At 67.5% G+C, this 22,424-nt stretch carries 23 protein-coding genes and 2 tRNA genes; 7 read left to right on the top strand and 18 right to left on the bottom strand.

Translation table 11 applies throughout. The features are described from left to right. Positions 1-34: 34 nt before the first annotated feature. The gene (locus tag ACZ6DT_RS03430; protein WP_465587939.1) at positions 35-595 is read right to left on the bottom strand and encodes a peptidylprolyl isomerase; all 561 of its coding nucleotides are present in this window, start codon (positions 593-595) and stop codon (positions 35-37) included. Positions 596-683: 88 nt separating this feature from the next. Between ACZ6DT_RS03430 and ACZ6DT_RS03425 the strand changes: the two genes are divergently transcribed. Further along, positions 684-1,412, top strand: coding sequence for a hypothetical protein (locus ACZ6DT_RS03425; protein WP_465587936.1), 729 nt, complete (start codon positions 684-686; stop codon positions 1,410-1,412). Positions 1,413-1,477: 65 nt separating this feature from the next. Here the strand turns inward: ACZ6DT_RS03425 and ACZ6DT_RS03420 are convergent, their stop codons facing one another. The 3 genes from ACZ6DT_RS03420 to ACZ6DT_RS03410 all read right to left on the bottom strand — a co-directional run bounded on the left by ACZ6DT_RS03420 (position 1,478) and on the right by ACZ6DT_RS03410 (position 2,833). Further along, positions 1,478-1,603, bottom strand: coding sequence for a hypothetical protein (locus tag ACZ6DT_RS03420; RefSeq protein WP_465587933.1), 126 nt, complete (start codon positions 1,601-1,603; stop codon positions 1,478-1,480). An 85-nt stretch (positions 1,604-1,688) separates the two neighbouring features. Beyond that, entirely contained in the window at positions 1,689-2,141 is a 453-nt protein-coding gene (locus tag ACZ6DT_RS03415) for a DUF6918 family protein (protein WP_465587931.1), read from the bottom strand. A 167-nt stretch (positions 2,142-2,308) separates the two neighbouring features. Next, on the bottom strand, positions 2,309-2,833 hold the full coding sequence (locus ACZ6DT_RS03410) for a DUF2020 domain-containing protein (RefSeq protein ID WP_465587928.1): 525 nt from the start codon (positions 2,831-2,833) through the stop codon (positions 2,309-2,311). 100 nt (positions 2,834-2,933) lie between these two features. Between ACZ6DT_RS03410 and ACZ6DT_RS03405 the strand changes: the two genes are divergently transcribed. Both ACZ6DT_RS03405 and ACZ6DT_RS03400 read left to right on the top strand, forming a co-directional pair. After that, on the top strand, positions 2,934-3,653 hold the full coding sequence (locus tag ACZ6DT_RS03405; RefSeq protein ID WP_465588818.1) for a hypothetical protein: 720 nt from the start codon (positions 2,934-2,936) through the stop codon (positions 3,651-3,653). Then, positions 3,653-4,294 carry a pyridoxine/pyridoxamine 5'-phosphate oxidase gene (locus ACZ6DT_RS03400; RefSeq protein ID WP_465587925.1) on the top strand — a complete coding sequence of 214 codons (642 nt, stop codon included), beginning with the start codon at positions 3,653-3,655 and terminating at the stop codon, positions 4,292-4,294. Before ACZ6DT_RS03405 ends, ACZ6DT_RS03400 begins: the two co-directional genes overlap by 1 nt. 73 nt (positions 4,295-4,367) lie before the next feature. Here ACZ6DT_RS03400 and ACZ6DT_RS03395 read toward each other — a convergent pair whose 3' ends face one another. Next, positions 4,368-5,543: a DNA glycosylase AlkZ-like family protein gene (locus ACZ6DT_RS03395; protein WP_465587922.1), complete on the bottom strand. Its 1,176-nt coding sequence runs from the start codon at positions 5,541-5,543 to the stop codon at positions 4,368-4,370. 66 nt (positions 5,544-5,609) lie between these two features. Between ACZ6DT_RS03395 and ACZ6DT_RS03390 the strand changes: the two genes are divergently transcribed. From ACZ6DT_RS03390 to ACZ6DT_RS03375, 4 genes are read left to right on the top strand one after another with little or no spacing between them, the layout of a single operon-like run. Next, on the top strand, positions 5,610-6,461 hold the full coding sequence (locus ACZ6DT_RS03390) for an ADP-ribosylglycohydrolase family protein (protein WP_465587919.1): 852 nt from the start codon (positions 5,610-5,612) through the stop codon (positions 6,459-6,461). Between the two features lie 60 nt (positions 6,462-6,521). Continuing rightward, positions 6,522-7,601 carry a sensor histidine kinase gene (locus ACZ6DT_RS03385; RefSeq protein WP_465587916.1) on the top strand — a complete coding sequence of 360 codons (1,080 nt, stop codon included), beginning with the start codon at positions 6,522-6,524 and terminating at the stop codon, positions 7,599-7,601. Continuing rightward, positions 7,598-8,263, top strand: coding sequence for a response regulator (locus tag ACZ6DT_RS03380; RefSeq protein ID WP_465587913.1), 666 nt, complete (start codon positions 7,598-7,600; stop codon positions 8,261-8,263). Before ACZ6DT_RS03385 ends, ACZ6DT_RS03380 begins: the two co-directional genes overlap by 4 nt. Positions 8,264-8,322: 59 nt before the next feature. Continuing rightward, on the top strand, positions 8,323-9,297 hold the full coding sequence (locus ACZ6DT_RS03375; RefSeq protein ID WP_465587911.1) for an alpha/beta fold hydrolase: 975 nt from the start codon (positions 8,323-8,325) through the stop codon (positions 9,295-9,297). A 9-nt stretch (positions 9,298-9,306) separates the two neighbouring features. Here ACZ6DT_RS03375 and ACZ6DT_RS03370 read toward each other — a convergent pair whose 3' ends face one another. From ACZ6DT_RS03370 to dnaN, 13 genes are all read right to left on the bottom strand, one after another. Further along, the gene (locus ACZ6DT_RS03370) at positions 9,307-9,819 is read right to left on the bottom strand and encodes a YbaB/EbfC family nucleoid-associated protein (RefSeq protein WP_465587908.1); all 513 of its coding nucleotides are present in this window, start codon (positions 9,817-9,819) and stop codon (positions 9,307-9,309) included. Between the two features lie 52 nt (positions 9,820-9,871). Further along, positions 9,872-10,909 (bottom strand): hypothetical protein, encoded by a 1,038-nt coding sequence (locus tag ACZ6DT_RS03365; RefSeq protein ID WP_465587905.1) that lies wholly within the window; start codon positions 10,907-10,909, stop codon positions 9,872-9,874. An 8-nt stretch (positions 10,910-10,917) separates the two neighbouring features. After that, positions 10,918-11,319, bottom strand: coding sequence for a hypothetical protein (locus ACZ6DT_RS03360; protein WP_465587902.1), 402 nt, complete (start codon positions 11,317-11,319; stop codon positions 10,918-10,920). A 140-nt stretch (positions 11,320-11,459) separates the two neighbouring features. Then, positions 11,460-11,532 (bottom strand) — tRNA-Ala (locus ACZ6DT_RS03355). Between the two features lie 36 nt (positions 11,533-11,568). Continuing rightward, positions 11,569-11,757: a DLW-39 family protein gene (locus tag ACZ6DT_RS03350; protein ID WP_465587899.1), complete on the bottom strand. Its 189-nt coding sequence runs from the start codon at positions 11,755-11,757 to the stop codon at positions 11,569-11,571. Between the two features lie 255 nt (positions 11,758-12,012). Next, a tRNA-Ile gene (locus tag ACZ6DT_RS03345) sits at positions 12,013-12,086 on the bottom strand. A 47-nt stretch (positions 12,087-12,133) separates the two neighbouring features. Beyond that, the gene (locus ACZ6DT_RS03340) at positions 12,134-12,820 is read right to left on the bottom strand and encodes a DUF3566 domain-containing protein (RefSeq protein WP_465587896.1); all 687 of its coding nucleotides are present in this window, start codon (positions 12,818-12,820) and stop codon (positions 12,134-12,136) included. Between the two features lie 36 nt (positions 12,821-12,856). Further along, on the bottom strand, positions 12,857-15,382 hold the full coding sequence (gene gyrA / locus ACZ6DT_RS03335) for a DNA gyrase subunit A (RefSeq protein ID WP_465587893.1): 2,526 nt from the start codon (positions 15,380-15,382) through the stop codon (positions 12,857-12,859). Positions 15,383-15,431: 49 nt separating this feature from the next. Further along, the gene (gene gyrB, locus ACZ6DT_RS03330; protein ID WP_465587891.1) at positions 15,432-17,399 is read right to left on the bottom strand and encodes a DNA topoisomerase (ATP-hydrolyzing) subunit B; all 1,968 of its coding nucleotides are present in this window, start codon (positions 17,397-17,399) and stop codon (positions 15,432-15,434) included. Positions 17,400-17,604: 205 nt separating this feature from the next. Beyond that, a complete protein-coding gene (locus ACZ6DT_RS03325) occupies positions 17,605-18,096 on the bottom strand; it encodes a DciA family protein (protein WP_465588815.1) in 492 nt (163 codons plus the stop codon). A 275-nt stretch (positions 18,097-18,371) separates the two neighbouring features. Then, positions 18,372-19,526, bottom strand: coding sequence for a DNA replication/repair protein RecF (gene recF, locus ACZ6DT_RS03320; protein WP_465587889.1), 1,155 nt, complete (start codon positions 19,524-19,526; stop codon positions 18,372-18,374). A 24-nt stretch (positions 19,527-19,550) separates the two neighbouring features. Further along, the gene (gene gnd, locus ACZ6DT_RS03315; RefSeq protein WP_465587886.1) at positions 19,551-20,441 is read right to left on the bottom strand and encodes a phosphogluconate dehydrogenase (NAD(+)-dependent, decarboxylating); all 891 of its coding nucleotides are present in this window, start codon (positions 20,439-20,441) and stop codon (positions 19,551-19,553) included. A gap of 38 nt (positions 20,442-20,479) precedes the next feature. Then, a complete protein-coding gene (gene dnaN, locus ACZ6DT_RS03310; protein WP_020632653.1) occupies positions 20,480-21,613 on the bottom strand; it encodes a DNA polymerase III subunit beta in 1,134 nt (377 codons plus the stop codon). Between the last annotated feature and the right edge of the window lie 811 nt (positions 21,614-22,424).

Raw genomic sequence — 22,424 nt, 5'->3', positions numbered from 1 at the left:
TATCAGGCCGTGTGATCAGTGTTGATCAGTGTGGTCAGCCCTCGCGGCTGATGCTGACCTTCTCGATGACGATGTCCTGTAGCGGGCGGTCGGCGGGACCGGTCGCCGTGCGGCCGATCGCGTCGACGACGTCGCGGGAAGCCTGGTCCGCGACCTCGCCGAAGATGGTGTGCTTGAAGTTCAGGTGCGTCGTCGGCGCGACGGTGATGAAGAACTGCGAACCGTTGGTGCCGGGTCCGGCGTTGGCCATGGCCAGCAGGTACGGCTTGGAGAACTGGAGCTCCGGGTGGAACTCGTCGCCGAACTTGTAGCCGGGGCCGCCGCGGCCGGTGCCGGTCGGGTCGCCGCCCTGGAGCATGAAGCCGTCGATGACGCGGTGGAAGATCGACCCGTCGTAGAACGGGCCCGAGTTCGTACCCTGCGCGTTGGGCTGGGTGTACTCCTTGCCGCCCTCGGCGAGCCCGACGAAGTTCGCGACCGTTTTCGGCGCGTGGTCGGGGAACAGGTTCAGGTTGATGTCACCCTGGTTGGTGTGCAGAGTGGCCTTCAGTGCGCCACCAATGAGGGATCCCTTGCTTTCAGTCACGAGCTTCATCGTGCCATCTACGGCAAGATCTGGGGGCAAGGGGCACGATAGGTTACAAGCAACGAAGCAAAATCAAACGATTGAAGAGGTGAAGGCCATGACCCGGGCAGCAGATTCGGTGAGCGAGTCGGCGAAGGCCGGCGCGCTCGGCCTGCGCAAACGTGCCGTCGAGGTGGGCAAGGAAGCCACCGCCCACGCCGTCGAGGTAGCCGAGCAGAAGCTCTCCGAGAGCGCCGGTGAGATCGCTAAGAGCAGCCGTCGCGCGCGCAAGACGCTCGCGAAGAGGACGGCACCGGCCCGTAAGGAGCTCAAGCGCAGCTCCAAGGCGGCTCGTAAGGAGGCGCTGGCCAGGATTTCCGAGATGCGGAAGCCGGGCCGCAAGGCGCGCAAGGCCGCCATCCAGGCCGCGAAGTCCGCCGGCGAGTCCAAGCGCCGGGGCAAGAAGGACTTCAAGGCGGCGAAGAAGGACTTCAGGGCCGCGCTCGTCGAGGCGAAGGCCGCCGCCAAGGGGACGCGCAAGCGTCGCCGCTGGCCGTGGGTGATCGGTATCGCGGTCGCCGGTGCCGGTGCCGCCTACGCCCTGCGTTCCAAGCAGGAGCCGCCGGTCGCGCCCGCGCCGCCGAAGGCTCCGCCCGCTCCTCCCGCTCCGCCCGCGAAACCGGCCGCAGCCGCTCCGGCCGCGGCCGCTCCGAAGCCGGCACAGTCCGATCCCGCGAAGCCCGCCGCTTCCGGTCCGGCTCCGGTGAAGCCCGCGGCTCCGAAGCCCGGCACCCCTAAGAACGGGCACCAGGCTCCGAGCACCAGCTCCGCCGACAAAAAGAACTGACGCCTGACACTCGTCTCGTCACGAAAGGGCCGTCCAGCGACCACCCCGGTCCCTGGACGGCCCCTTCACGTCTTGGTGCCGAAGATCAACGCGCCCAGCGACAGCACCGGCGGACCTGTCTCGCCGGAAGCGCGCCAGCGCGACGGCGAGACTTCACCGGTCGCGCGCCCTCTTTCGGGCCGAAGGCCCACGTAAACGCGATGAAGGGGCGCCTCCCCGCCCACGTGAGTGGGAAGCGGGTCGACGCCCCTTCGGCGCTTTTACGTCAGCGCGCGATTAAACAGCTGCCGCGTGCTTGTCGATCAGCTGGCCGACGCGGGGAAGGGCCTCCTCGACGTTCTTCTTGCCGTTCGGGCGCAGCTTCGAGTAGACCTTCTTGATGCTGTCGCGGCTGCTCTTCTCGGCGCGCGAGTCGGTGACCGACAGGAGCGCGTCGGAGGCCTCGTCGCTGCGGCCGACCAGGTAGGCGCCGAAGTCGTTGCCGCCCTTGGCCTTGTAGTCAAGGTAGAAGGGCTCGAGGGCACCGGTGAAGTCGTCGAGCAGGGTGTCGACGGCGGCGGGGATGATGCCCGGCTTGATCTTCTTGACGGCGGCGAAGCCGGTCTTCACGACGGCACCCGAAACGCCGCCCTTGTCCGAGACCTCGGCGTCGACGAGGTTTTCGAAGTCGCTCACGACAGCCGGGCGACGGCTGGAGTCGAGCAAGATTTCCTTGAGGGTGTCAGCCACGAAACCTGTCCTTTTGTCTTATGGGGAGAAATGATCTTTTGTGCCGCCGAGCCACACCGCAAGGCGGCCTCCGCCGGATCTGGCGTTGCGCTGGTCCCGCGAACCATCGCGCGTGCGGCACAGGGTAGTACAAGATCAACTTCACTCTGCTGTGTGGATACCACTACCTAGAGCTGCAGCTCACCGATAGCCTCCTTCGCCACCGTACGTGCCTTGATGCTCTGCTTCTGGTTGGTGGTCACGACTACCGCGTTCCCGCCCTTCGAAACGGCGTAAACGGCGCCTTCTCCGGTCGGCTGGTAGCCGCCCTTCCAGCCCGCCGGTTCGTCGGCGGGGTTGGAGGTGTCGATGGGCGCCGCCTGATCCACCAATGCCTTGGCCACCGCGGGTTCTCCGACGTACACACGCACGGTGAGCTGCAGTTTCCCGCTGAGCGCGTAGAAGAAACAGGTCGGCTGTGGCTGATCGGCCGAGGTTTTGACCTTGGAGACCTTCTGCCCGTTGGCGTCCGAGACGAACTCGGTGCCCAGGTACGGGCACGGGCCTTTGCCGGTGGGTTCCGGGGCGGGCGGGATGCTGGGCGCCGCGGTGGCCGACGGGGCGGGCGAGCTCGCCGCGGACGGCGGCTGTTCCGTCGGCCCGCAGGCCGCCAGCAGCGGCACGACGAGCGGCAAGATCAGAAGACGTCGCATAGTGGCGTCCAGTGAAGCAGATCGGATCGCCGCGCCGGTGCGACCATCCGCCCTGTTCGTGCGACGATGGCGCCGCGTGAGGAATCTTCGGGAGGCATCGGTGCTCACCAAGGAGCAGTACCTGGGTGCGGTGGCAGAGCGCATCCAGCGCAGCGGGGGCAGGCTGAACACCGTCCAGATCGGTCCGAGCACGGCCGTCGTGGGCCTGTTCACCGAATCCGTGATGATGTCGACGATGAACTATTGCGTGGTCGCCGCGGCGATCCCGGAGGTGACCGCGCCCGCGTTGTACGACTTCACCGGACTGGCGACGCAGCACGCGCGCGCGAACGTGATGGGCACTGTCGGCTGGACGGCCGCTTCGGTGGTGATCGCCGGTCTGATCGGAGACCGCGTGTACCCGGACGCCGCGCAGGCCGCGTCGGCGAAGTCCGGTAACCAGTTCGGTGGTGAGACGCGCATGGTGGCCGTCGATGTCTCGGCGGCGCAGATGTACGCGTTCGTCGGCGGGAAGCTGTGGGGCGCGGCGGTCCAGGGTTCGGTGAACGCGAAGCTGACGTTCTGTTTCCCGCAGCCCGGTGAGGTCTATCAGCAGGTGCAGTGGGCGCAGTCGCAGGGCCAGCAGCCGCCGATGCCGCCGGGCCCGCCCATACCGCCGCCCGGGCAGCAGCCGCCGCCCGGCTGGCAGCCCCAGCAGCCACCGCCGCCGCAGTATCCGGTCGGGCCGCCGCCCGCGCAGGGTCCGCCGCCGGGGCAGCATCCGCCGCACTATCCGCCGCCCGCGCCCGGCTATCCGCCGCAGCGTCCGCCGGGGTACTGATGAACCGCAGGGTGCGCGGCCGGCCGTCGTTCCCCGAGGAACTGCCGGAATTCGACACCGAGGCCACACCGGCGACTCCGCGCGAGCTCTTCCTGGAATGGCTCGACGAAGCGGGAGAGCACGTCCTGGCGCCCCACGCCGTCACTCTGTCCACAGTGGACGCGGATGGGGTGCCGGACGCGCGGGTCGTGATCCTCAAGGACGTCGACGGGGACACCTGGGCGATCGCGACGAGTTCCGAAAGCCCGAAAGGTGTTCAGCTGGCGAAGAATCCGTTCGCCGCGCTGACCTTCTTCTGGCCGGGGCGAGGCCGTCAGGTCCGCCTGCGCGGTCCGGTCTCGCTCGCCGATCCCGAGGTGTCCGCGGCCGATTTCACCGCCCGGCCGCCGGCGTCCCGGGTGGAAGCGTTCATCGGCAGGCAGTCCCAGGTGCTCGAGGATCCGGCCGATCTCGTCCGCGCGGCCGCGGAAGCGAAGCGGTGGGTCGAGGAGAATCCCGGCGTGGCACCGGAAACCTGGACCCGTTATCTGGTGACGCCGTCCGAAGTGGAGTTCTGGCAGGCGAGCCACGACCGGCGGCACCGGCGGCTCCGCTACCGGCGCGAGAACGGGACCTGGTGCAAAGAGCTCCTCTGGCCGTGAACGGTACGCGGGAACGACCATCGTCGGGTTGTCGTGAATGATCCACTTCGGCGACGGGCGGAGCCTGACCCGCTCAGTTCCTGAGATCGGCCACTCGTGACGCCCGGCTCTTCGGCGAATCCAAGCTGAAGCTCCGGGCGTCGCCCAGTCGGTCACGGACGAATGCCTCGGTCTCCGCGATCGTCTCGCGCAGCGCGGCGTCCTCGTCCCCGAAGAACCGGTGGACGATCTCGTTCGTCTCGGTGTCGAACTCCCACAGGCCGGCGATCCGGCCTCGGTCGACGATGACGTGACTGGACGGATCCGCCTGCCCGCCCAGCGTCTCCCCCACGCGCCCACCGGGCACCGGACGTTCGACGTCGGCGTCGTCGAGCAGCCGCGACATCTCACGGTGCAGCAGGTGGATGCCGTCGATACCGGCGAGCAGCGCGTACGACGGCTCCGACGGCACGGTGAACTCGTCCACGAACTCCTTGGGCAGGAGCAAATCGGTGCCGTCGAGCGGCACGAGTTCCAGCCGTTCCACGATTTTCTCGGCACTGGCCGCGGTGAAACCGGAGAACCAGCGGAAATGCTTGAGTGACGCCGGGGCCGCCCACGAGAAATACCGCCTGGCCAGTTCCGTCCGCGCGGTGTCCATATCGGACAGCCCGCCCCGCGGGGACGGCGTCCAGCGGACGTAGCCGTAACGCTGCTGGTCCAGCCGTCCGTCGACCGGGACCCGGCGGATGTCGCCGCGGACCTGGAGCAGACCGAGCGCGAGCGGCAACGTCGTGGTTGTGCCGCGTTTGCGGCCCGCCTCGCCGAGACCGCGCACCGCGCCGCCGGCGGCGTCCTTGATCGCGGCCGGGCCGAGCGGTTCGGCGGACGCCTCGAGCAGGTCGGCGACGGTGACGCACAACTGCTCGATCTCGGCCTGCGTGACACCGAGGTATTTCTCCGCCGCCGCGAGTTCACCGGCAGGCGCCCCCGCGCCGACGGTCAGCCCGAGTTCGAAATCCGCCGACGGCAGGACGTAGGTGCAGCCGCGCGCCGACGGCAGTTCGTGGATGGCGAGCCGCGCGACGTCCGCGTCGACCGTTTCGCGATCGAGGCGGGCTCTGGCGAACAGCCCGAGATAGGGCGCCGAACCACCGACCGAGCGCATCCAACCGGTCCGTTCCAGCACCTCGGCCGCCGACACCCCGCGCAGCGAGCCGTCGAGACCTTGCCGATGAGCCCACCACGCGCGCAGCTTGTCGGTCGCCATGACTCCACGGTATGGGTATCAGGCGGCACCCCGCAGCCTGGCACGATCACCCCTGAAGGAGTTCGGATGCTGGTCGAACTGGCCATCGGCGACGCGTACGGAGGCTCCTTCGAGCACGCGTACCCGAGCTTCGTCGCCGAGCACAACACGCTGGCCGGTTACGTGCCGCATCCCGGCCGACTCTCGGTCCCGGCAGGTCGCTACACCGACGACACGCAGATGACGATCGCGATCGCGGAACTGCTCGTCTCGGGACGGCGATGGACGCCCCTGCTGCTCGCCGAGCACTTCGTGCGGGCGTATCACCGCGATCCGCACGACGGCTACGCGCCGCGTTTCCATCAGCTGCTCAGCGAGGTACGGGACGGCGAAGAGCTGCTGCGACGGCTTCGGCCGCAGAGCGACAAGAGCGGGGCGGCCATGCGCGCCGGGCCGATCGGGATCCTGCCGACCGTCGACGACGTCCTCTACCACGCGAAACTCCAGGCCAGGATCACGCACGACACCCCGGCCGGGATAGCCGCGGCACAGGCCGCCGCGCTGGCGGTGCACTACTGCCACCACCGGCTCGGTCCACTGGCCGAGGTCGCGCGGTGGATCGAGGGCGTCCTGCCCGCCGACGTCGGCCACGGCGGCTGGGCGCGGCCATGGTCGGGCAAGGTCGGGCCGCGGGGCTGGATGAGCGTCCGTGCCGCGCTGACCGTGCTCGCGGCAGGCCGGAGCCTGAGCGAACTGCTCCAGCGCTCGGTCGCGTTCACCGGCGACGTCGACACCGTCGCGACGATCGCGCTGGCCGCCGCGTCACGCTCGCCCGAGGTGGCGCGGGATCTGCCGCCGGTGCTGTGGCGGGAACTGGAGAACGGCGAGTACGGCCGCGACTATTTGACGAAGCTCGACGAACGGCTTCTGCACATCTGACGTAGGCGGGATCCACGGGACGCGGACGTGCTCGTAGGCCGGTTTCGGCAGACTGGGCCGGTGAAGTGGCTGTTCCGAGGCGGAGTCGTCGTCGCTTGGCTCGTGGTGAGCGCGTTACTCGTCGTCGGCACCGCGAACCTCGAGCCGGAGCACGGGGAACGCCCGGTCGACACGTTCGGGTTCGCCGTCGTCGCGCTCGCTTGTCTCGCACTCACCCTCGCCTGGCGACTCCCGGTGGCGGCGGCCGGGACGGAAGCGTTTGCGCTCCTGCTTTACCTGGGGTTCGGCTACCCCGATGGTCCGGTGTTGTTCGCCGGTCTCGTGCCGCTGTTCGCACTCGGAACCCTTCGCCCGCGACGGCTCGCGTACGTCTTCGCGGGCGGTATGGCGGTGGTTGTCGTCGGCGTGAACGTGGCCACCGGTGGGGCGGGCGTCATCGATCTGGTCTTCGTCGGCTGGGCGGGCGTAGCGGTCTTCGCGGCCGACGCGCTTCGAGGACGTCGTGAGCGGGCCGCGGCCGCCGAGCGGGCGGAACGCGATCGCGTACTCGGCGAGCGGCTCCGCGTCGCGCGGGATCTGCACGACAGCGTCGGCCACGCGATGACGGTCATCAACGTCCAGTCGGGCATGGCCGTACACGTGATCGACTGTCACCCGGAAGTGGCGAAGGAAGCGCTCGAAGTCGTCCGCACGGTCAGCGGCACCATCCTGGACGAACTGAACGCGATGGTGCGGCTCCTGCGTGACGACTCCGCCCCGCTCCGGCCGGCACCGGGAGTAGCGGACATTCCCGCACTGGTCGCTTCGTCGAATCAGGCTGGCCTGGCCGTCACGCTGGACCTCCACGCTGCCGGGATCGGGCAGCCGGTCGGCGGTGCGGTGTACCGGATCGTGCAGGAATCACTCACGAACGCCGCGAAGCACGGCGCGTCCACCGCCGAGGTGACGGTGCGGGCCGACGTGAACGGCCTGCGGCTCGACGTGATCAACGAGGTCCGCGCGCCTGGTCCGGACGTCCCCGGGGCCGGAATCAGGGGAATGGTTGAACGTGCCAGGGCGACCGGCGGCACACTGACCGCGTGCCGTGAGGACGGGAGGTTCCGGGTGAGCGCACGGTGGCCGGACGAGGTGACCGGATGATCCGGGTGGTGCTGGTCGACGACCAACTGCTGGTGCGGTCCGGGTTCGCGGCACTGCTGCGGGTCGAGGAGGACATCGCCGTCGTGGGCGAGGCGGACTGCGGCGAAGCGGCGGTGGCCGTCATCGCGGAAACCGTGCCCGACGTGGTGCTGATGGATATCCGGATGCCGGGAATGGACGGTCTGGAAGCCACCCGCCGGGTCATGGCGGACGAACGGCTTTCCGGCGTCCGGGTCCTCATGCTGACGACGTTCGACCTCGACGAATACGTCTTCGACGCACTACGCACCGGAGCGAGCGGCTTCCTGCTCAAGCACACCAGGCCCGCCGACCTGATCCAGGCGGTCCGCGTCGTGGCGGCGGGAGACGCGCTCCTTTCCCCGAGTGTGACCAAGCGGCTGATCGCGGAGTTCACCGCGCGCCCGTCGAGGCCGATGCCCCGTCTCGGCGGCTCCGCGTTCACCGAACGGGAGCACGAGGTGGTCCTTCGTGTCGCGCAAGGGATGTCGAACGAGGAGATCGCCGGCGAGTTCGTCATCAGCGCGGCGACCGTACGGACCCACGTCAGCCGGGCGATGGCCAAGGTCCACGCCCGCGACCGGGCACAGCTGGTGGTGTTCGCGTACCAGACCGGCCTGGTCCGCGCTGAACATCAGACGTAGCCCGCGATCTCCACTCTCGCCGGACGACGCGACCCGGGCGCGTCTCCGACCCTGGAGCCATGACCTTCACCGCAAGAGCGGCCATCATCGCCGCGCTGCTCACACTTTTCGGCACCACGACGGCGGTCGCCACCGAACGACCATCGACGGCCAGGTGCCAGGAACACCGCTTCCAGGTCCGGGTCGGCACCGACGACCACACGATCGCGGGCGAACTCTGCGTCCGCGGGAAACTCACTTCGCGCACTCCGGTTCAGGTCCTGCTGCACGGCGGGACCTATGACCGCTCCTACTGGGACTGGCCGTACCAGCCGCGTCGATATTCCTATGTGGACAGTGCGACACGAGCGGGCTTCGCGACGCTGAACATCGACAGGCTCGGGTACGGCCGCAGCAGCCGCCCGAATCCGGAAACCCTCGACTTCGCCGCCGGCGGAGAGACCGTCCATCAGGTGGTCCAGCGGTTACGCCGGGGCGCGGTGGGACCTCGCTTCCGGACCATCGTCCTCAACGGACACTCGATGGGCGGCCTCGTCGCCGAACGGGCGGCGGCGCGGGGCGGGGTCGACGCCGTGATCGTCAGCGGAATCCCCCGCGATCGGCCCGGCGAACGGTCCGCATCCTCGGCTTCACCGTTCTACCCGGCCGAGCAGGACGCGAAGTTCGCCGGAAAGCCTTGGGCTCCCGGCTACCTCACGACGCGGCCCGGCACACGCGCTGAAACCTTCCACTTCGAAGGGAATTACGACCCGGCGATCATCCCGGTGGAAGAAGCGCTGAAGGACACGCTCGCCTCCGCTGAACTCCGCGCTGTCGGCCCCGGCTCGATGCGCACCCGGTCCGTGAAGACGCCGACGGCCTACGTGCTGGGCGAGCACGACACCCTGATCTGCGGAACAAGTGCCTGCACGGGCCAAGACGCCGACCACGTCGTGCGCGGCAGCGGTCATTCCCTCAACACCGGCCTTGCCGCACAGAATTTCTACCGATGGACGTTCGCCTGGCTGGCACGCCGAGGAATTCACGGCCGGTAAAGCACCGGATCACCAGGAAGGCCGGTACCGCAGGCCTTGCTCGTAGTACTGGTCGTCGGATTCCGCCGGTTCGGACTGCTCGTCCTGGGCCGGCCCGGCCGGTTCTTCCGAACGGTCCTTCAGCACCACATTCTCGGTACTCGTGGGTGTCCGGCGCGAGACCGGGGATTCCGGTGTGACGGTTTCCCCGGTCTGCTGGAACGCCGGGGTGAACCCGAGCCGCCAGCGGAGCCTGTCCGTGAGGTATCCGGCGTTGCCGATCGGCGCCATCAGCTCCGCACTGCGCTTCGCGGATCCTTGTTGCGCTTCTTGATAAGTCCGCATGACGGTGTCCGCGATCTCGGCTGGCGACAGCCGCGACACGGCTTCGCTCACTCTGAGCCGTGTCATCACGCCGTCGGTGTTGACCGAAACGGAGACGGCACCGTCCGGTGAGGACGCGTCCACCGACAGGGTGGCCAAGGCCTCGAGCATCGCTTGCCGGTCGTTGGCCGGTTTCTTGGGCGCCGGTTTTTCGGCCACGCTTGCTCCTTGCGCGGTGGGGTCTCCTGAGCCGGGAGACCCCACCCGTCCGTTATTCGAGTGGTGCCAGTTCCCGCGGCGGTTCCTGGAACTTGCCGTCGTTCGAGATGTCGACGTTCTTGTCCCGGACCCGCTCTTCCGTCGCCTTGTCGGTCTTCTCCGTTTCGAAGTTGCCGGGGTCGAAGGTCTCGCCAGGGCTGACGTCCGGCGGCTCGGGAATGATCGGCAGGTTGTTGATCTCGACGTTGATCTTCGAGATCAGCGACTCCGCCGCGCGGAACATGCCTTCCCTGATGTTGACCACGCCATCGTGGAAGCTGTTGTAGATGGTTTCCGGGCTGTCCCCGATGATCGAGGCGTTCTCGGAGACGAGGGTGGAAAGCCCGGCACCGGCAGCGGCACCGGCGACCTGGACCCCGTTCGCGGTGGTGAAGAAGGTCGCCGCGGTGAAGGCGGCACCGGCGGGCGGAACGGCCGCCACGAGCAAAGCCGCGACGGCGCCGGCGAAACCCGCCGCCAGTGCCTTCGTCAAAGCGGATTCGTCTTGGCGTTCCTGATCGTCCTGGTACTTTTCCGCGGCGGTCAGGAAAGCCGCGGCCAGAGCGCTCAGGTCGGCCCGCGCGGTCGCGATCGCGTCCCGCGCGGCCACGATGTCGGCTTCCAGCACGGTGAGTTTGGTGCCCACCCGGGAATAGGTGTTCACGAGACCCTGGATGTAACTCTTGGCGCTCTCGGCGCCTTCACCACGCCACTTGAGAAGCAGGACCAGAGACCGGTCGAGCGGCGCTTTCGTGTCCTGGAAGGCGTTCCAGAAACTTTCGTAGGCCTCGATCATGGTCTGCAGGCTGTTTTGGCCGACGAGTTCCGCCTCGGAGAACTCGAGGAAGAAGTCGCGGACCTGTTCCTTGCGCCCACCACTGAGGTCCACGTCGCTGCCGATGAGCCAGTCCGTGAAAAGGAGGTCTACCGCCGCGAAGGCCTTTTCGGCGCCCGCTTTGAGGTCTTGGGTGATTCCCTCAAGCAACTCGGTGTTCTTGTTGCCACCTTCGGCGGTGGTCTGCACGTCCAGTGCGTTGAAGTACCCGTCCATGATCGCCGCTACCCCTGTTCCCCGTACGCCGCGCGGTTCACTCGCTGCTTGTTGTCCTCGTCGACGGCTTCGTACAGTTCGGCGACCCTCGCCAATGCCTGTGAGGCGTCCTGCGTGCTGCGGTGCAGCTTCGCGAGCATCTTCTCGACAGCCTGGCGGTGTTCCTCGTACGCCGTCGAAACCCCACGCATGCCCAGAGACTTCCCGAACGCGGTGTCCGGCGCGAACAAGCCGGGGAGAAGGCCACCCGTGACGGGGTCGGGAGCGGGCACGTCCTGCCCTCGCACACCGGTATGGGCGGTATTGACTATGTCGGCGGCCTTCTGCAGTTCCTTGCTCGACGACCTGAGATCGTCGAGGTCGGTTTCGAAACTGACCATGTTCACCTCGCTGTCCGGATTCCACCCCATGTAAGCAGCGTTGACTTGGCTCAGCGCGAAACTTTGTCATCCGTGTACGGTGACGAATGTCACCACTCCCTGAGGGAATCCTCTGGACAACGAAAGAGCCCCGTTCGCTTTGTCGGCGAACAGGGCTCTTCCGGGCTATGTGGAGCTGAGGGGAATCGAACCCCTGACCCCTGCCTTGCAAAGGCAGTGCTCTACCAATTGAGCTACAGCCCCGGATCGCAGGCGATCATGATAACCGCCTGCGCCGAATCAGTTGTTGCGGGACGCGTCCGCCGCCTTGGCCGGAGCGCTTCCGTTCGTGGAGGCGGTGGCCCGCGGACGCTCGGTGGGCGCGGTGGCCTCACGCCAGAGGTCGGCCTCGGCCTTGGCTGCCTTGTTGCGCTTGATCACGAACAGGACGCCGCCCGCGATGACCGCGAGTGCCAACAGCTTCTTCATCAGAAGCCCCCTCTTTCCGCCGATTTGCTCCGCTTACCCACCGATGCTACTGCACGCGATTCTCCGGACGCCTGGTGCCCACGTTCCACGTGGAACCACAGCAATGGGACTTTCCCCCCGACGGCCACGCGACCAACGCGGAGGGGTCCAGGGGGGCGGAGCCCTCCCTAGCGGGGGTTTGGGGGTTCGACCCCCAAAATAAAAAACACCCGGTCGAGGTCTGTGCTTTCCACAGACACGACCGGGCCGACCGGGTGGGCCCACCAGGACTTGAACCTGGGACCTCTTCGTTATCAGCGAAGCGCTCTAACCGCCTGAGCTATGGGCCCGAACGAGGAGAAGATTACAGGACGCCTTTCGGCGTCCTGTAACCGGGTCACTCTCGTTCGGAAAGGGTCACTTCCAGACCTCCGGCGAGGTCGGCGGAGACGTTGTAGATGAAGGCGCTGACGGTGGCCAGCGCCGAGATCAGCACGATGTTGATGGCGCCGAGGATGGCCGCGATCCCGAAGACGCGGCCGGCGCTGATCAACGGGTCGGCCGGCGCGTCGGCCCCTTCGCCGCCGACGAGCGACGAGTAGGTCCCGTTGAGTTTGTCCCAGACACCCATACCGTCGAGCACGGTGTACAGGACGCCGACGGCGACGAGCCACACGAAGAACAGCGCGACGCCGAGGACGAGGGACAGTTTCAGCACCGACCAGGGGTCGAAGCGTTTGATCTGCAGGCTGGCGCGACGCGGTCCGCGGCCGGGGCGGCGGAGCGCGGTGGGCGCGGCACGGGTGCGGGAAGCCGACGGGATGGCGGAGGGGGCGGGGTCGCCCTCTCCGCTGTCGCCGAAGAGCTTCTTCGCGGCTGTGCCGCTGACCCCGTGGTAGTCGGTCACGGTGGTCGCGTCCCGCTTCGGGTCCGAGTGGGCCACGTCCTCGGTGGCGACCGAAGACACCGAGACCGTCTGCTCACTGGCGCCTTCGGCCTCCCCTGCGCCGCTGTCGCGCTGCCAGGGCGGGCTCGACGATCCCGCCTGCGCGCCGCCTGCTTCGGGCTTCTCGGATGGTGTCACGAGGTGTCAGTCCTTACCCAGTACGTGAGGCGTCGTCTACTCCTGCTCCGACGCCGGGATTTCTTCTCCTTCAGTACTACCTGCAGTGGCGACGTCCGAGGGCTCGTCCGCGTTGCGTGCGACCGCGAGAAGAGTGGTTCCTTCGCCGAGATTCATCAGCCGCACTCCCTTCGTCTGCCTGCCTGCCTTGCGCACCTGGCCGGCCGAAGTCCGGATCACCCCGCCGCTGGAGGTGATCGCGTAGAGCTCGTCTTCGGCGTCGACGATGACCGCGCCCACCAGCCTGCCACGTTTCTGGTCGTACTGGATGGTGAGCACACCCTTGCCGCCGCGACCCTGCACCGGATAGTCCTCGGTCGGGGTGCGCTTGGCGTAACCACCCCCGGTGGCGACGAGGAGGAACCGGTCCGGCTGGACGACGTTGATGCCGAGCAGTTCGTCACCGTCGTTGAACCGCATGCCCAGCACACCGGACGTCGCACGGCCCATCGGGCGCAGGGCTTCGTCGGTGGCGTGGAAGCGGATCGACTGGCCTTCCGCGGAGACGAGGAGCAGGTCGTCCTCGGCGGCCGCGAGGACCGCGCCGACCAGTTCGTCCCCTTCGCGCAGGTTGACGGCGATGAGGCCGCCGGCGCGGTTGGAGTCGAAGTCGGTGAGCTTGGTCTTCTTCACCAGGCCGCGCCGGGTCGCGAGCACCAGGTACGGGGAGACCTCGTAGTTCGGGATCTCGATGACCTGGGCGATCTTCTCGTCCGGCTGGAACGCGAGCAGGTTCGCGACGTGCTGGCCGCGCGCGTTGCGGTTGGCCTCGGGCAGGTCGTAGGCCTTGGCGCGGTAGACGCGGCCCTTGTTCGTGAAGAACAGGATCCAGTCGTGCGTCGAGCAGACGAAGAAGTGCTGGACGATGTCGTCCTGTTTGAGGGTCGCGCCCTGGACGCCCTTGCCGCCGCGTTTCTGCGATCGGTACAGATCGGTTTTCGTTCGCTTGGCGTAACCCGTGCGGGTGATGGTGACGACGACGTCCTCGACCGCGATGAGGTCTTCGACCGAGACCTCGCCGTCGAAGGGGATGATCTTGGTGCGCCGGTCGTCGCCGTATTTGTCGACGATCTCCTGCAGTTCCTCGGCGATGATCGAGCGCTGCCGCTCGGGCTTTTCGAGGATGTCCTTGAGGTCGGCGATCTCGAGTTCGATCTCGGCGAGGGTGTCGACGATCCGCTGCCGCTCCAGTGCCGCGAGGCGGCGCAGCTGCATGTCGAGGATCGCGGTCGCCTGGATCTCGTCGACGTCGAGGAGGCTCATCAAGGCGGGCCGGGCTTCTTCGGCCGAGGGCGACCGCCGGATGAGGGCGATGACCTCGTCGAGCATGTCCAGCGCCTTGACCAGACCGCGCAGAATGTGGGCGCGCTCCTCGGCCTTGCGCAGCCGGAAGCGGGTCCGGCGGACGATGACCTCGATCTGGTGCTTCACGTAGTGCCGGATCATCTGGTCGAGGCGCAGCGTGCGGGGCACGCCGTCGACCAGGGCCAGCATGTTGACACCGAAGTTCTGCTGCAGCTGGGTGTGCTTGAACAGGTTGTTCAGCACGACCTTCGCTACCGCGTCGCGTTTGATCGTGACGACGATCCGCATCCCGCTGCGGCTGTTGGACTCGTCGGCGATGTCGGAGATGCCGGTGAGCTTGCCGTCGCGGACCAGGTTCGCGATGTTCTCGACCAGGTTGTCCGGGTTCACCTGGAAGGGAAGCTCGGACACGACCAGGATCGTGCGGCCCTTGGCGTCCTCTTCAACCTCGACGACCGCGCGCATGCGCACGGAACCGCGGCCGGTGCAGTACGCGTCCTCGATACCGGAGTTGCCGAGGATCATCGCCTTGGTCGGGAAGTCCGGGCCCTTGATCCGGACCAGCAGCGCGGCGAGCAACTCGTCGTCGGTCGCCTCGAAGTTCTCCAGCGCCCATTTGACGCCGTCGGCCACCTCGCGCAGGTTGTGCGGCGGGATGTTCGTCGCCATCCCGACCGCGATCCCGGAACCACCGTTGACCAGCAGGTTCGGGAACCTCGCCGGCAGGACGTCGGGCTCCTGGGTGCGGCCGTCGTAGTTGTCGGAGAAGTCGACGGTGTCTTCTTCGATGTCCTGCAGCATGTGCATCGCGAGATGCGCCAGCCGGGACTCCGTGTACCGCATCGCGGCAGCCGGGTCGTTGCCCGGTGAGCCGAAGTTGCCCTGCCCGTCGATCAGCGGGTACCGCAGCGACCACGGCTGGGCGAGCCGCACCAGCGCGTCGTAGATCGCGGAGTCACCGTGCGGGTGGTAGTTGCCCATCACGTCGCCGACGACGCGGGAGCACTTGTTGTACCCGCGGTCGGGGCGGAAGCCCGAGTCGAACATCGAGTACAGCACGCGGCGGTGCACCGGTTTGAGGCCGTCCCGCACGTCCGGCAGCGCCCGCGACACGATGACGCTCATCGCGTAGTCGATGTAGGAGCGCTGCATCTCCTGCTGGATGTCGACCGGTTCGATCCGATCGTGGTCCGGAGCCGGCGGCAAGGTTTCCGTCATGAGGTCCTTCTAGTGAGGGCAGTCCTGGGGACAGAGAAACGGGACGTGACTACACGTCGAGGAAGCGAACGTCCTTGGCGTTGCGCGTGATGAAGGAGCGGCGCGCTTCGACGTCCTCGCCCATCAACACCGAGAACAGGTCGTCGGCCTGTGCGGCGTCGTCGAGGGTGACCTGGCCGAGCAGCCGGTTCGCCGGGTCCATCGTGGTCTCCCACAGCTCTTCGGCGTTCATCTCGCCGAGACCCTTGTAGCGCTGGATCGCGTCGTCCTTGGGGAGGCGCTTGCCCGCCTCGACACCGGCCTGGATGACGGCGTCGCGCTCCCGGTCGGAGTAGGCGTACTCCGGTTCCGCCCGCGGCCACTTGATCTTGTACAGCGGCGGGCGCGAGAGGAAGACGTGCCCGTGCTCGATCAGCGGGGGCATGAACCGGAACAGGAAGGTGAGCAGCAGCGTGGTGATGTGCTGGCCGTCGACATCGGCGTCGGCCATCAGCACGATCTTGTGGTAGCGCAGCTTCTCGATGTCGAACTCGTCGTGGATGCCGGTGCCGAGCGCGGTGATCAGCGACTGGACCTCGTTGTTCTTGAGGACGCGGTCGATGCGGGCCTTCTCGACGTTGATGATCTTGCCGCGGATCGGCAGGATCGCCTGGTACATCGAGTCGCGGCCTTCCTTGGCCGAACCGCCGGCCGAGTCACCCTCGACGATGTAGAGCTCGCATTCCGACGGGTTGGTCGACCGGCAGTCCTTGAGCTTGCCGGGCAGCCCGCCGATCTCCAGCGCGCCCTTGCGGCGGACCAGGTCGCGCGCCTTGCGGGCGGCCATCCGCGCCTGCGACGAGGAGATCGACTTGTTGATGATCGTCTTCGCCTCGGTGGGATTGCGCTCGAACCAGTCGGCCAGCCACTCGTTCGACGTCTGCTGCACGAACGTCTTCGCCTCGCTGTTGCCCAGCTTGGTCTTGGTCTGGCCCTCGAACTGCGGCTCGGACAGCTTGATCGAGACGATCGCGGCGAGACCCTCGCGCACGTCGTCACCGGTCAGGTTGGCGTCCTTCTCCTTGAGCAGCTTCTTCTCGCGCGCGTACGCGTTGACGACGCGGGTGAGCGCGGCGCGGAAGCCCTCTTCGTGCGTCCCGCCCTCGTGCGTGTTGATCGTGTTGGCGAACGTGTACACCGACGGCGTGAAGCCGTTGTTCCACTGCATGGCGACCTCGACCTCGAGGCCGGTGCCCTTGGCCTCGAAGGAGATCACGCTGGTGTGGATCGGGTCCTTGCTGCCGTTGATGTGCTTGACGAAGTCTTCGAGCCCGCCGGGGTAGCAGTAGGTCTTTTCCTTGACCCGTGCCGCTTGGCCGGACGCGTCCTCTTCGGCCTCTTCGTCGGCGACGCGCTCGTCGCGCAGCGAAAGGGTCAGGCCCTTGTTGAGGAACGCCATCTCCTGGAGACGCCGGGAGATCGTCTCGAAGTTGTACGTCGTGGTCTCGAAGATGTCGTCGTCGGCCCAGAAGGTGATCGTCGTTCCGGTCTCGTCGGCCGGACCGAGATCCCGCAGCTCACCGGGAAGCTGGTTCGTGTACTCCTGGCGCCAGCTGCGGCCGCCGTACTTGACCTCGGCGAGCAGCGTCTTCGACAGCGCGTTCACCACGGAGACGCCGACACCGTGCAGGCCACCGGAGACCGCGTAGGAGTCGCTGTCGAACTTGCCACCCGCGTGGAGCACGGTGAGCACGACCTCGAGGGTCGGCTTCTTCTCCTTGGGGTGCATGTCGACCGGGATACCGCGGCCGTCGTCGACGACCCGCACCCCACCGTCGGCAAGCAGCGTGACCTCGACCTTGGTCGCGTGGCCGGCCATCGCCTCGTCGACGGAGTTGTCGACCACCTCTTGGACGAGGTGATGGAGGCCGCGCTCACCGGTGGAACCGATGTACATACCGGGGCGCTTGCGGACGGCTTCGAGGCCTTCGAGCACCGTGATCGACGACGCGTTGTACTCGCTCTTGTTCTCGGTCACAGGTGTTGATTCTCCTCGTCTCGCCCGAGCGGACAGTCGCTCATCGCCAGTGTACTTGGCCGCGCCCGCTGGCATGCGGCAAGGACACCCCTGATTTGCTCACAGGCGCGCTAATTCGTTCAAAGAAGAGTCTTGACTCATCCGAAGGGCTCTGAGCGCGTTCTCGGGGCGCTGGTGGCATAGTCGCCACGAAGCGCAACTCGGATCAGCCGTACGTGTCACGCGGACCACGTCCCGGCACGCGCCGCGGCCCTTTCCGCCAGCTCGGCGCGGTCGGCCCCTGGATCCGCATCCTCTTCACCACGCCGTGCCCGACGCCTTTCGCGATCTTCGCCAGCAGCTGCCCCTGCAGCAGGCGCAGCTGCGTCGCCCACGCCGTCGAACTCGCGCGGACGGTCAGCTCGCCGTCCTTCAAGGCGACCGGCTGGGCGTGCTCGGCGACCTCTTCACCCACAAGCCGTGCCCAGCTGCCGAAGACCTGACCGTTGGCCAGCCGCGTGTTCCAGCCTCGATCGACCGCGATCCGGGAGGCGAGCCTGCCGAGCGGTTGCGGGTCGCGGGCGTCGGCACCCGGCCCTGACCAGCGACGACGTCGCGAGCTCTGGCCGTTCGAACCGGCTCCCCCGCCGGTGATACGGCCGCGGCGCACCCCTGGTTCGACTCCGCGGGCCTTCGCTTTGGCCTTCGCGGCGTCCAGGGCGGCGAGAGCGAGGTCACGACCGGTAGTCGGTTCCTTGCTTTGGGTATCCGTTGCGCCGTTCGATACCGGTTGTCGTTCACTCTGCGTGTCGAATAAAGCTCCCTCACTCGGGTTACCGCCCGAGCGGGGGGTGTCAAGCCGCTTATCAGGCCCCTTGGTCACGCGGGGCGATAACGCGTTCACGGTGTTATCCACACTGTCCACAGGTTTGTCCCCAGATCGGTGGGCAACTGCTGTGGCGCCGATCACCCGGGGTGTCCGTTTCGCTCGGATCACCCTCGGTTGATCTCACCATCCGCCACGAGGAATCGTTGTCCGGCCAGTTCGGTGGGCACGTCCTCGTCCACGGCGGCGGTCACCAGCACCTGCTCGGCGCCTGCCGCCACCTCCGCCAGCCGGGCCCGGCGGCGCCGGTCCAGCTCGGCGAACACATCATCCAGGAGAAGCACCGGTTCCCCGGCTTCGCCACGCAGGAGCTCGTAGCTTCCCAGACGTAAGGCGAGGGCGAACGACCAGGACTCCCCATGGCTCGCGTAGCCCTTCGCCGGCGCTTCGCCGAGGATGAGGTCGAGCTCGTCCCGATGCGGGCCGACCATGCTCACCCCGCGCTCCAGCTCCAGGTTCCGGGACCGTTTCAACGCCTCTACCAGCACATCCTTGAGGACTGTCTCGTCGGCGCGAGGACCGTCCGGAACGCCGTAGCCCGCTGGCATCGCCTCGCCGAGGCTCGACTTGTACGCGATCTTCGCCGGTCTCGAGTCGGGCGCGACCCCCATGTACGCGGCGGCCGCGTACGGCGCGAGATCCGCGATCAGGTTGAGCCGGGCGGCCAGCAACGCGGCCCCCGCCACCGCCAGGTGGTCGTCCCAGACGTCGAGCGTCGACAACGCGTACGGGTCTTCGCGCCCCGTCCGACGCTTGCCCGCCGTCTTGAGCAGGGCGTTCCGCTGCTTCAGCACCTTCTCGTAGTCGGCGCGCACCCCGGCGTACCGAGGCGCGCGCAACACGAGGAGTTCGTCCATGAAACGGCGGCGCTCCCCGGGATCCCCGCGCACGAGTGCCAGATCCTCCGGGGAGAACAGCACCGTGCGCAGGATCCCGAGCACGTCACGGGGCTTGCCGACCGCGCCGCGGTTGACCCGCGCGCGGTTCGCCTTGCCGGGCGTGATCTCCAGCTCGACCGTCAGCTCGCGGTCCTCGTTGACCACCGCGACCCGGATCAACGCGCGTTCGCACCCGTGCCGCACCAACGGCGCGTCGGTCGCGACGCGATGCGAGCCCAGGGTCGCGATGTAGCCGATCGCCTCGAGGAGGTTCGTCTTGCCGCGGCCGTTCTGTCCGACGAGGACGGTCGGGCCGGGTTCGAGCGCGAGATCGGCTTGTGGCCAGGACCGGAAGTCGGTGACCTGGAGATGTCTCAAGTACACCCTGTTCGTTTACTGAGTGCTCGTTCAGTCGCCGGCCTTCTTGACCGAGTGCCCGCCGAACTGGTTGCGCAGCGCGGCGACGGCCCGCATGGCGGCGGAGTCCTCCTGGCGCGAGGCGAACCGCGCGAACAGCGCGGCCGAGATGACCGGCGCCGGGACCGCGTTGTTGATCGCCTCTTCGAGAGTCCACCGGCCTTCGCCGGAATCCTCGACATAGCCCTCGAGGTCGTCCAGCTCCGGGTCCTCGTCGAGCGCGCGGACGAGCAGGTCGAGCAGCCACGAGCGGACGACGGTCCCTCGCTGCCAGCCCTTGATCACCGCGGGCACGTTCTCGACGACCTTCGCGGCTTCGAGCAGCTCGAAACCTTCGGCGAAGGCCTGCATCATGCCGTACTCGATGCCGTTGTGGATCATCTTCGCATAGTGCCCGGAGCCGACGGCGCCGGCGTGCGAGAAGCCCTCGTCACGCGGGCCCTCGGGGCGAAGCGCGTCGAAGATCGGCATGGCCTTCTCGACATCCGAAGCCGCGCCGCCGACCATCAGGCCGTAGCCGTTGTCCTTGCCCCACACGCCACCGGAAACCCCGCAGTCGAGGTAGCCGATCTTCTTCGTCGCGAGCAGGTCCGCGTTGATCCTGTCGTCGGTGTACTTCGAGTTGCCGCCGTCGATCACGAGGTCGCCCTCGGACAGCAGGTTGCCGAGTTCCGCGACGGTCTGCCGGGTGGGTTCACCGGCGGGCACCATGATCCAGACGACCCGAGGACCGTCCAATTTGGACACCATGTCTTCGAGTGACGTGGAGTCGGTGACGTCGGGGTTGCGGTCGTAGCCGACCACCTCGTGACCGGCCGCGCGCAGCCGCTCGCGCATGTTGAACCCCATTTTGCCGAGGCCGATGAGTCCCAGCTGAGCCATGAAGATCCCCTTTGGTGCGAACAGAAAACGGAGGCCGGTCAGCCCGGGAGGCGAACCGGCATCAGGAGGTACAGGTAGCCGGGGACGACGTTGCCCTCCTCGTCGGCGGGTTTGATCAGCGCCGGCCGGTTCGGGGTGGTGAACGTCAGTTCCGCCCGGTTCGCGTTCAGCGCGCCGAGCCCGTCGACGAGGTACCCCGGGTTGAACGCGATGGTCACCGGCTCACCCTCGTAGTCGACCTGAAGCTCTTCCTCGGCCGAACCCTCGTCGTCGCCGCCGGCGGAGAGCCGCAGCGAACCGTCGTTGAACTCCAGCCGCACCTGGGTGCCACGTTCGGCGACCAGCGAAACACGTTTGATCGACTCGGCGAGCGCCGAAACCTCGATGACCGCGCGCGACGTGTGCTGCGCCGGCAGCAGCTGCCGGTACGGCGGGAACTCCGCGTCGAGGAGGCGGGTCGTGGTGTAGCGGCCGGAACCGGAGAGACCGAGGAGGCCCTCGCCGCTGGCGAGCGCGAGCCGGATCTTGGCGCCGCTGGCGCCGAGCGTCTTCGCGGCCTCGGCGAGCGTGCGCGCCGGGACGAGCACGGCGGCGTCGGACAGGCCCTCGGCCGGCTCCCAGGTGAACTCGCGCATCGCGAGCCGGAAGCGGTCGGTGGCGACCAGGGTCAGCGAGGAGCCCGAGATCTCCAGCCGCATGCCGGTCAGCATCGGGAGGGTGTCGTCCTTGCCCGCCGCGACGACGACCTGGGTGACGGCCTGGCCGAAGGCGTCGCCGGTGAGTTCGCCGGCGAAGGCGGGCTGGGACGGGAGCTGCGGGTAGTCCTCGACCGGCATGGTCGGCAGGGAGAAGCGCGCGGAGCCGCAGGTGATGGTCGCGCGGGCGCCGTCGACGGAGATCTCGACCGGCTGCGCGGGCAGCGACTTGGTGATGTCGGCCAGCAGACGGCCGGAGACCAGCAGACGGCCGCCGTCGGCGATGGTGGCCGGGACGCCGACCGTGGCGGAAACCTCGTAGTCGAATCCGGAGACGGTGAGTGCGTCACTCGTCCCGTCGGATCCCGCATCGAGCAGGACACCGCCCAGAACCGGGACCGGAGGCCGCGACGGGAGGCTTCTCGCCACCCACGCGACGGCGTCGGCCAGCCCGTCACGCTCGACGCGGATCTTCATGCGCGCTTCCTTTCGACAACCGAGCCCCTGACGGCTCGAAAGCTCACCGGGTCACCTCGGCCGGAGAGCGCGATGGCCAGGTGCCTCGCAGGTGTGTTCGGTCCGAGCGAGGACGCGAACGCACGTCGACACGCAGACCAGGTGCAAGGACCCACGTTAGGCCGTACCCGGGGTCCGCGTCACCTCGGCCTCCCCTTGCTTTTGTCGACAAGACGACACGGCTCACCGGCTGTCCCCAGATTCGTCCTTCGCCTGTTTTTGTTTTGTTCTCTTCTAGAGAAGAAGAAAAGACAGCAGTAGTAATAGGCGTTGTGGATTGTGTGGACAAGCCTCGTTCTCGCAGGTCCGGATACCTGCGGGGCTGTGGACTCCTGCTGTGTACGAACGGTGGACAGCTCGGGCCGTCGGTGGATGGTTTCGAGCGGTGCTCGATCTGTCCACAATCATCCACAGTTGTCCCCACGGTTATCCCCAGTTGTGAGCCGGTTTGTACCCAGGCTTGTGGACCTGGTTCGTGACCGGAATCGCCCGGGAGAGTGACTTGAGCAGCACCGTTCACCCTTGTGCACAAGATGTGGGCAACCTGGGGACAGCGTGTGGATCATGCTGTGGAAATGCTGTGGATTTCCTGTGAGTGCGATGTGGACGGAAACCCGATCGGCGCTGGTCCCCCGCCCGGCAGAGTTGTGCACAAGCTACCCACAGCCTGTGGATTTCCGTTGTACACAAGGCAAATCGCGAAGCTCCCGTACCCGCGCTTCGCCCCCTCCGCGCCCTTCGCCGCTTCTCCCCCAGTACCCACCCTTCGTGC

Source organism: Amycolatopsis sp. NPDC041971 (genome assembly GCF_055588925.1).
The sequence above is the reverse complement of the archived record's forward strand: the minus strand, read 5'-3'. Positions and strand labels throughout refer to the sequence as shown.

What these genes read in the sequence shown, in the direction of transcription:
- ACZ6DT_RS03430 (WP_465587939.1), bottom strand. Translation starts at nt 595, where the DNA reads ATGAAGCTCGTGACTGAAAGCAAGGGATCCCTCATTGGTGGCGCACTG.
- ACZ6DT_RS03425 (WP_465587936.1), top strand. Translation starts at nt 684, where the DNA reads ATGACCCGGGCAGCAGATTCGGTGAGCGAGTCGGCGAAGGCCGGCGCG.
- ACZ6DT_RS03410 (WP_465587928.1), bottom strand. Translation starts at nt 2,833, where the DNA reads ATGCGACGTCTTCTGATCTTGCCGCTCGTCGTGCCGCTGCTGGCGGCC.
- ACZ6DT_RS03400 (WP_465587925.1), top strand. Translation starts at nt 3,653, where the DNA reads ATGAACCGCAGGGTGCGCGGCCGGCCGTCGTTCCCCGAGGAACTGCCG.
- ACZ6DT_RS03395 (WP_465587922.1), bottom strand. Translation starts at nt 5,543, where the DNA reads ATGGCGACCGACAAGCTGCGCGCGTGGTGGGCTCATCGGCAAGGTCTC.
- ACZ6DT_RS03390 (WP_465587919.1), top strand. Translation starts at nt 5,610, where the DNA reads ATGCTGGTCGAACTGGCCATCGGCGACGCGTACGGAGGCTCCTTCGAG.
- ACZ6DT_RS03380 (WP_465587913.1), top strand. Translation starts at nt 7,598, where the DNA reads ATGATCCGGGTGGTGCTGGTCGACGACCAACTGCTGGTGCGGTCCGGG.
- ACZ6DT_RS03375 (WP_465587911.1), top strand. Translation starts at nt 8,323, where the DNA reads ATGACCTTCACCGCAAGAGCGGCCATCATCGCCGCGCTGCTCACACTT.
- ACZ6DT_RS03365 (WP_465587905.1), bottom strand. Translation starts at nt 10,909, where the DNA reads ATGGACGGGTACTTCAACGCACTGGACGTGCAGACCACCGCCGAAGGT.
- ACZ6DT_RS03360 (WP_465587902.1), bottom strand. Translation starts at nt 11,319, where the DNA reads ATGGGGTGGAATCCGGACAGCGAGGTGAACATGGTCAGTTTCGAAACC.
- ACZ6DT_RS03350 (WP_465587899.1), bottom strand. Translation starts at nt 11,757, where the DNA reads ATGAAGAAGCTGTTGGCACTCGCGGTCATCGCGGGCGGCGTCCTGTTC.
- gyrA (WP_465587893.1), bottom strand. Translation starts at nt 15,382, where the DNA reads ATGACGGAAACCTTGCCGCCGGCTCCGGACCACGATCGGATCGAACCG.
- gnd (WP_465587886.1), bottom strand. Translation starts at nt 20,441, where the DNA reads ATGGCTCAGCTGGGACTCATCGGCCTCGGCAAAATGGGGTTCAACATG.
- dnaN (WP_020632653.1), bottom strand. Translation starts at nt 21,613, where the DNA reads ATGAAGATCCGCGTCGAGCGTGACGGGCTGGCCGACGCCGTCGCGTGG.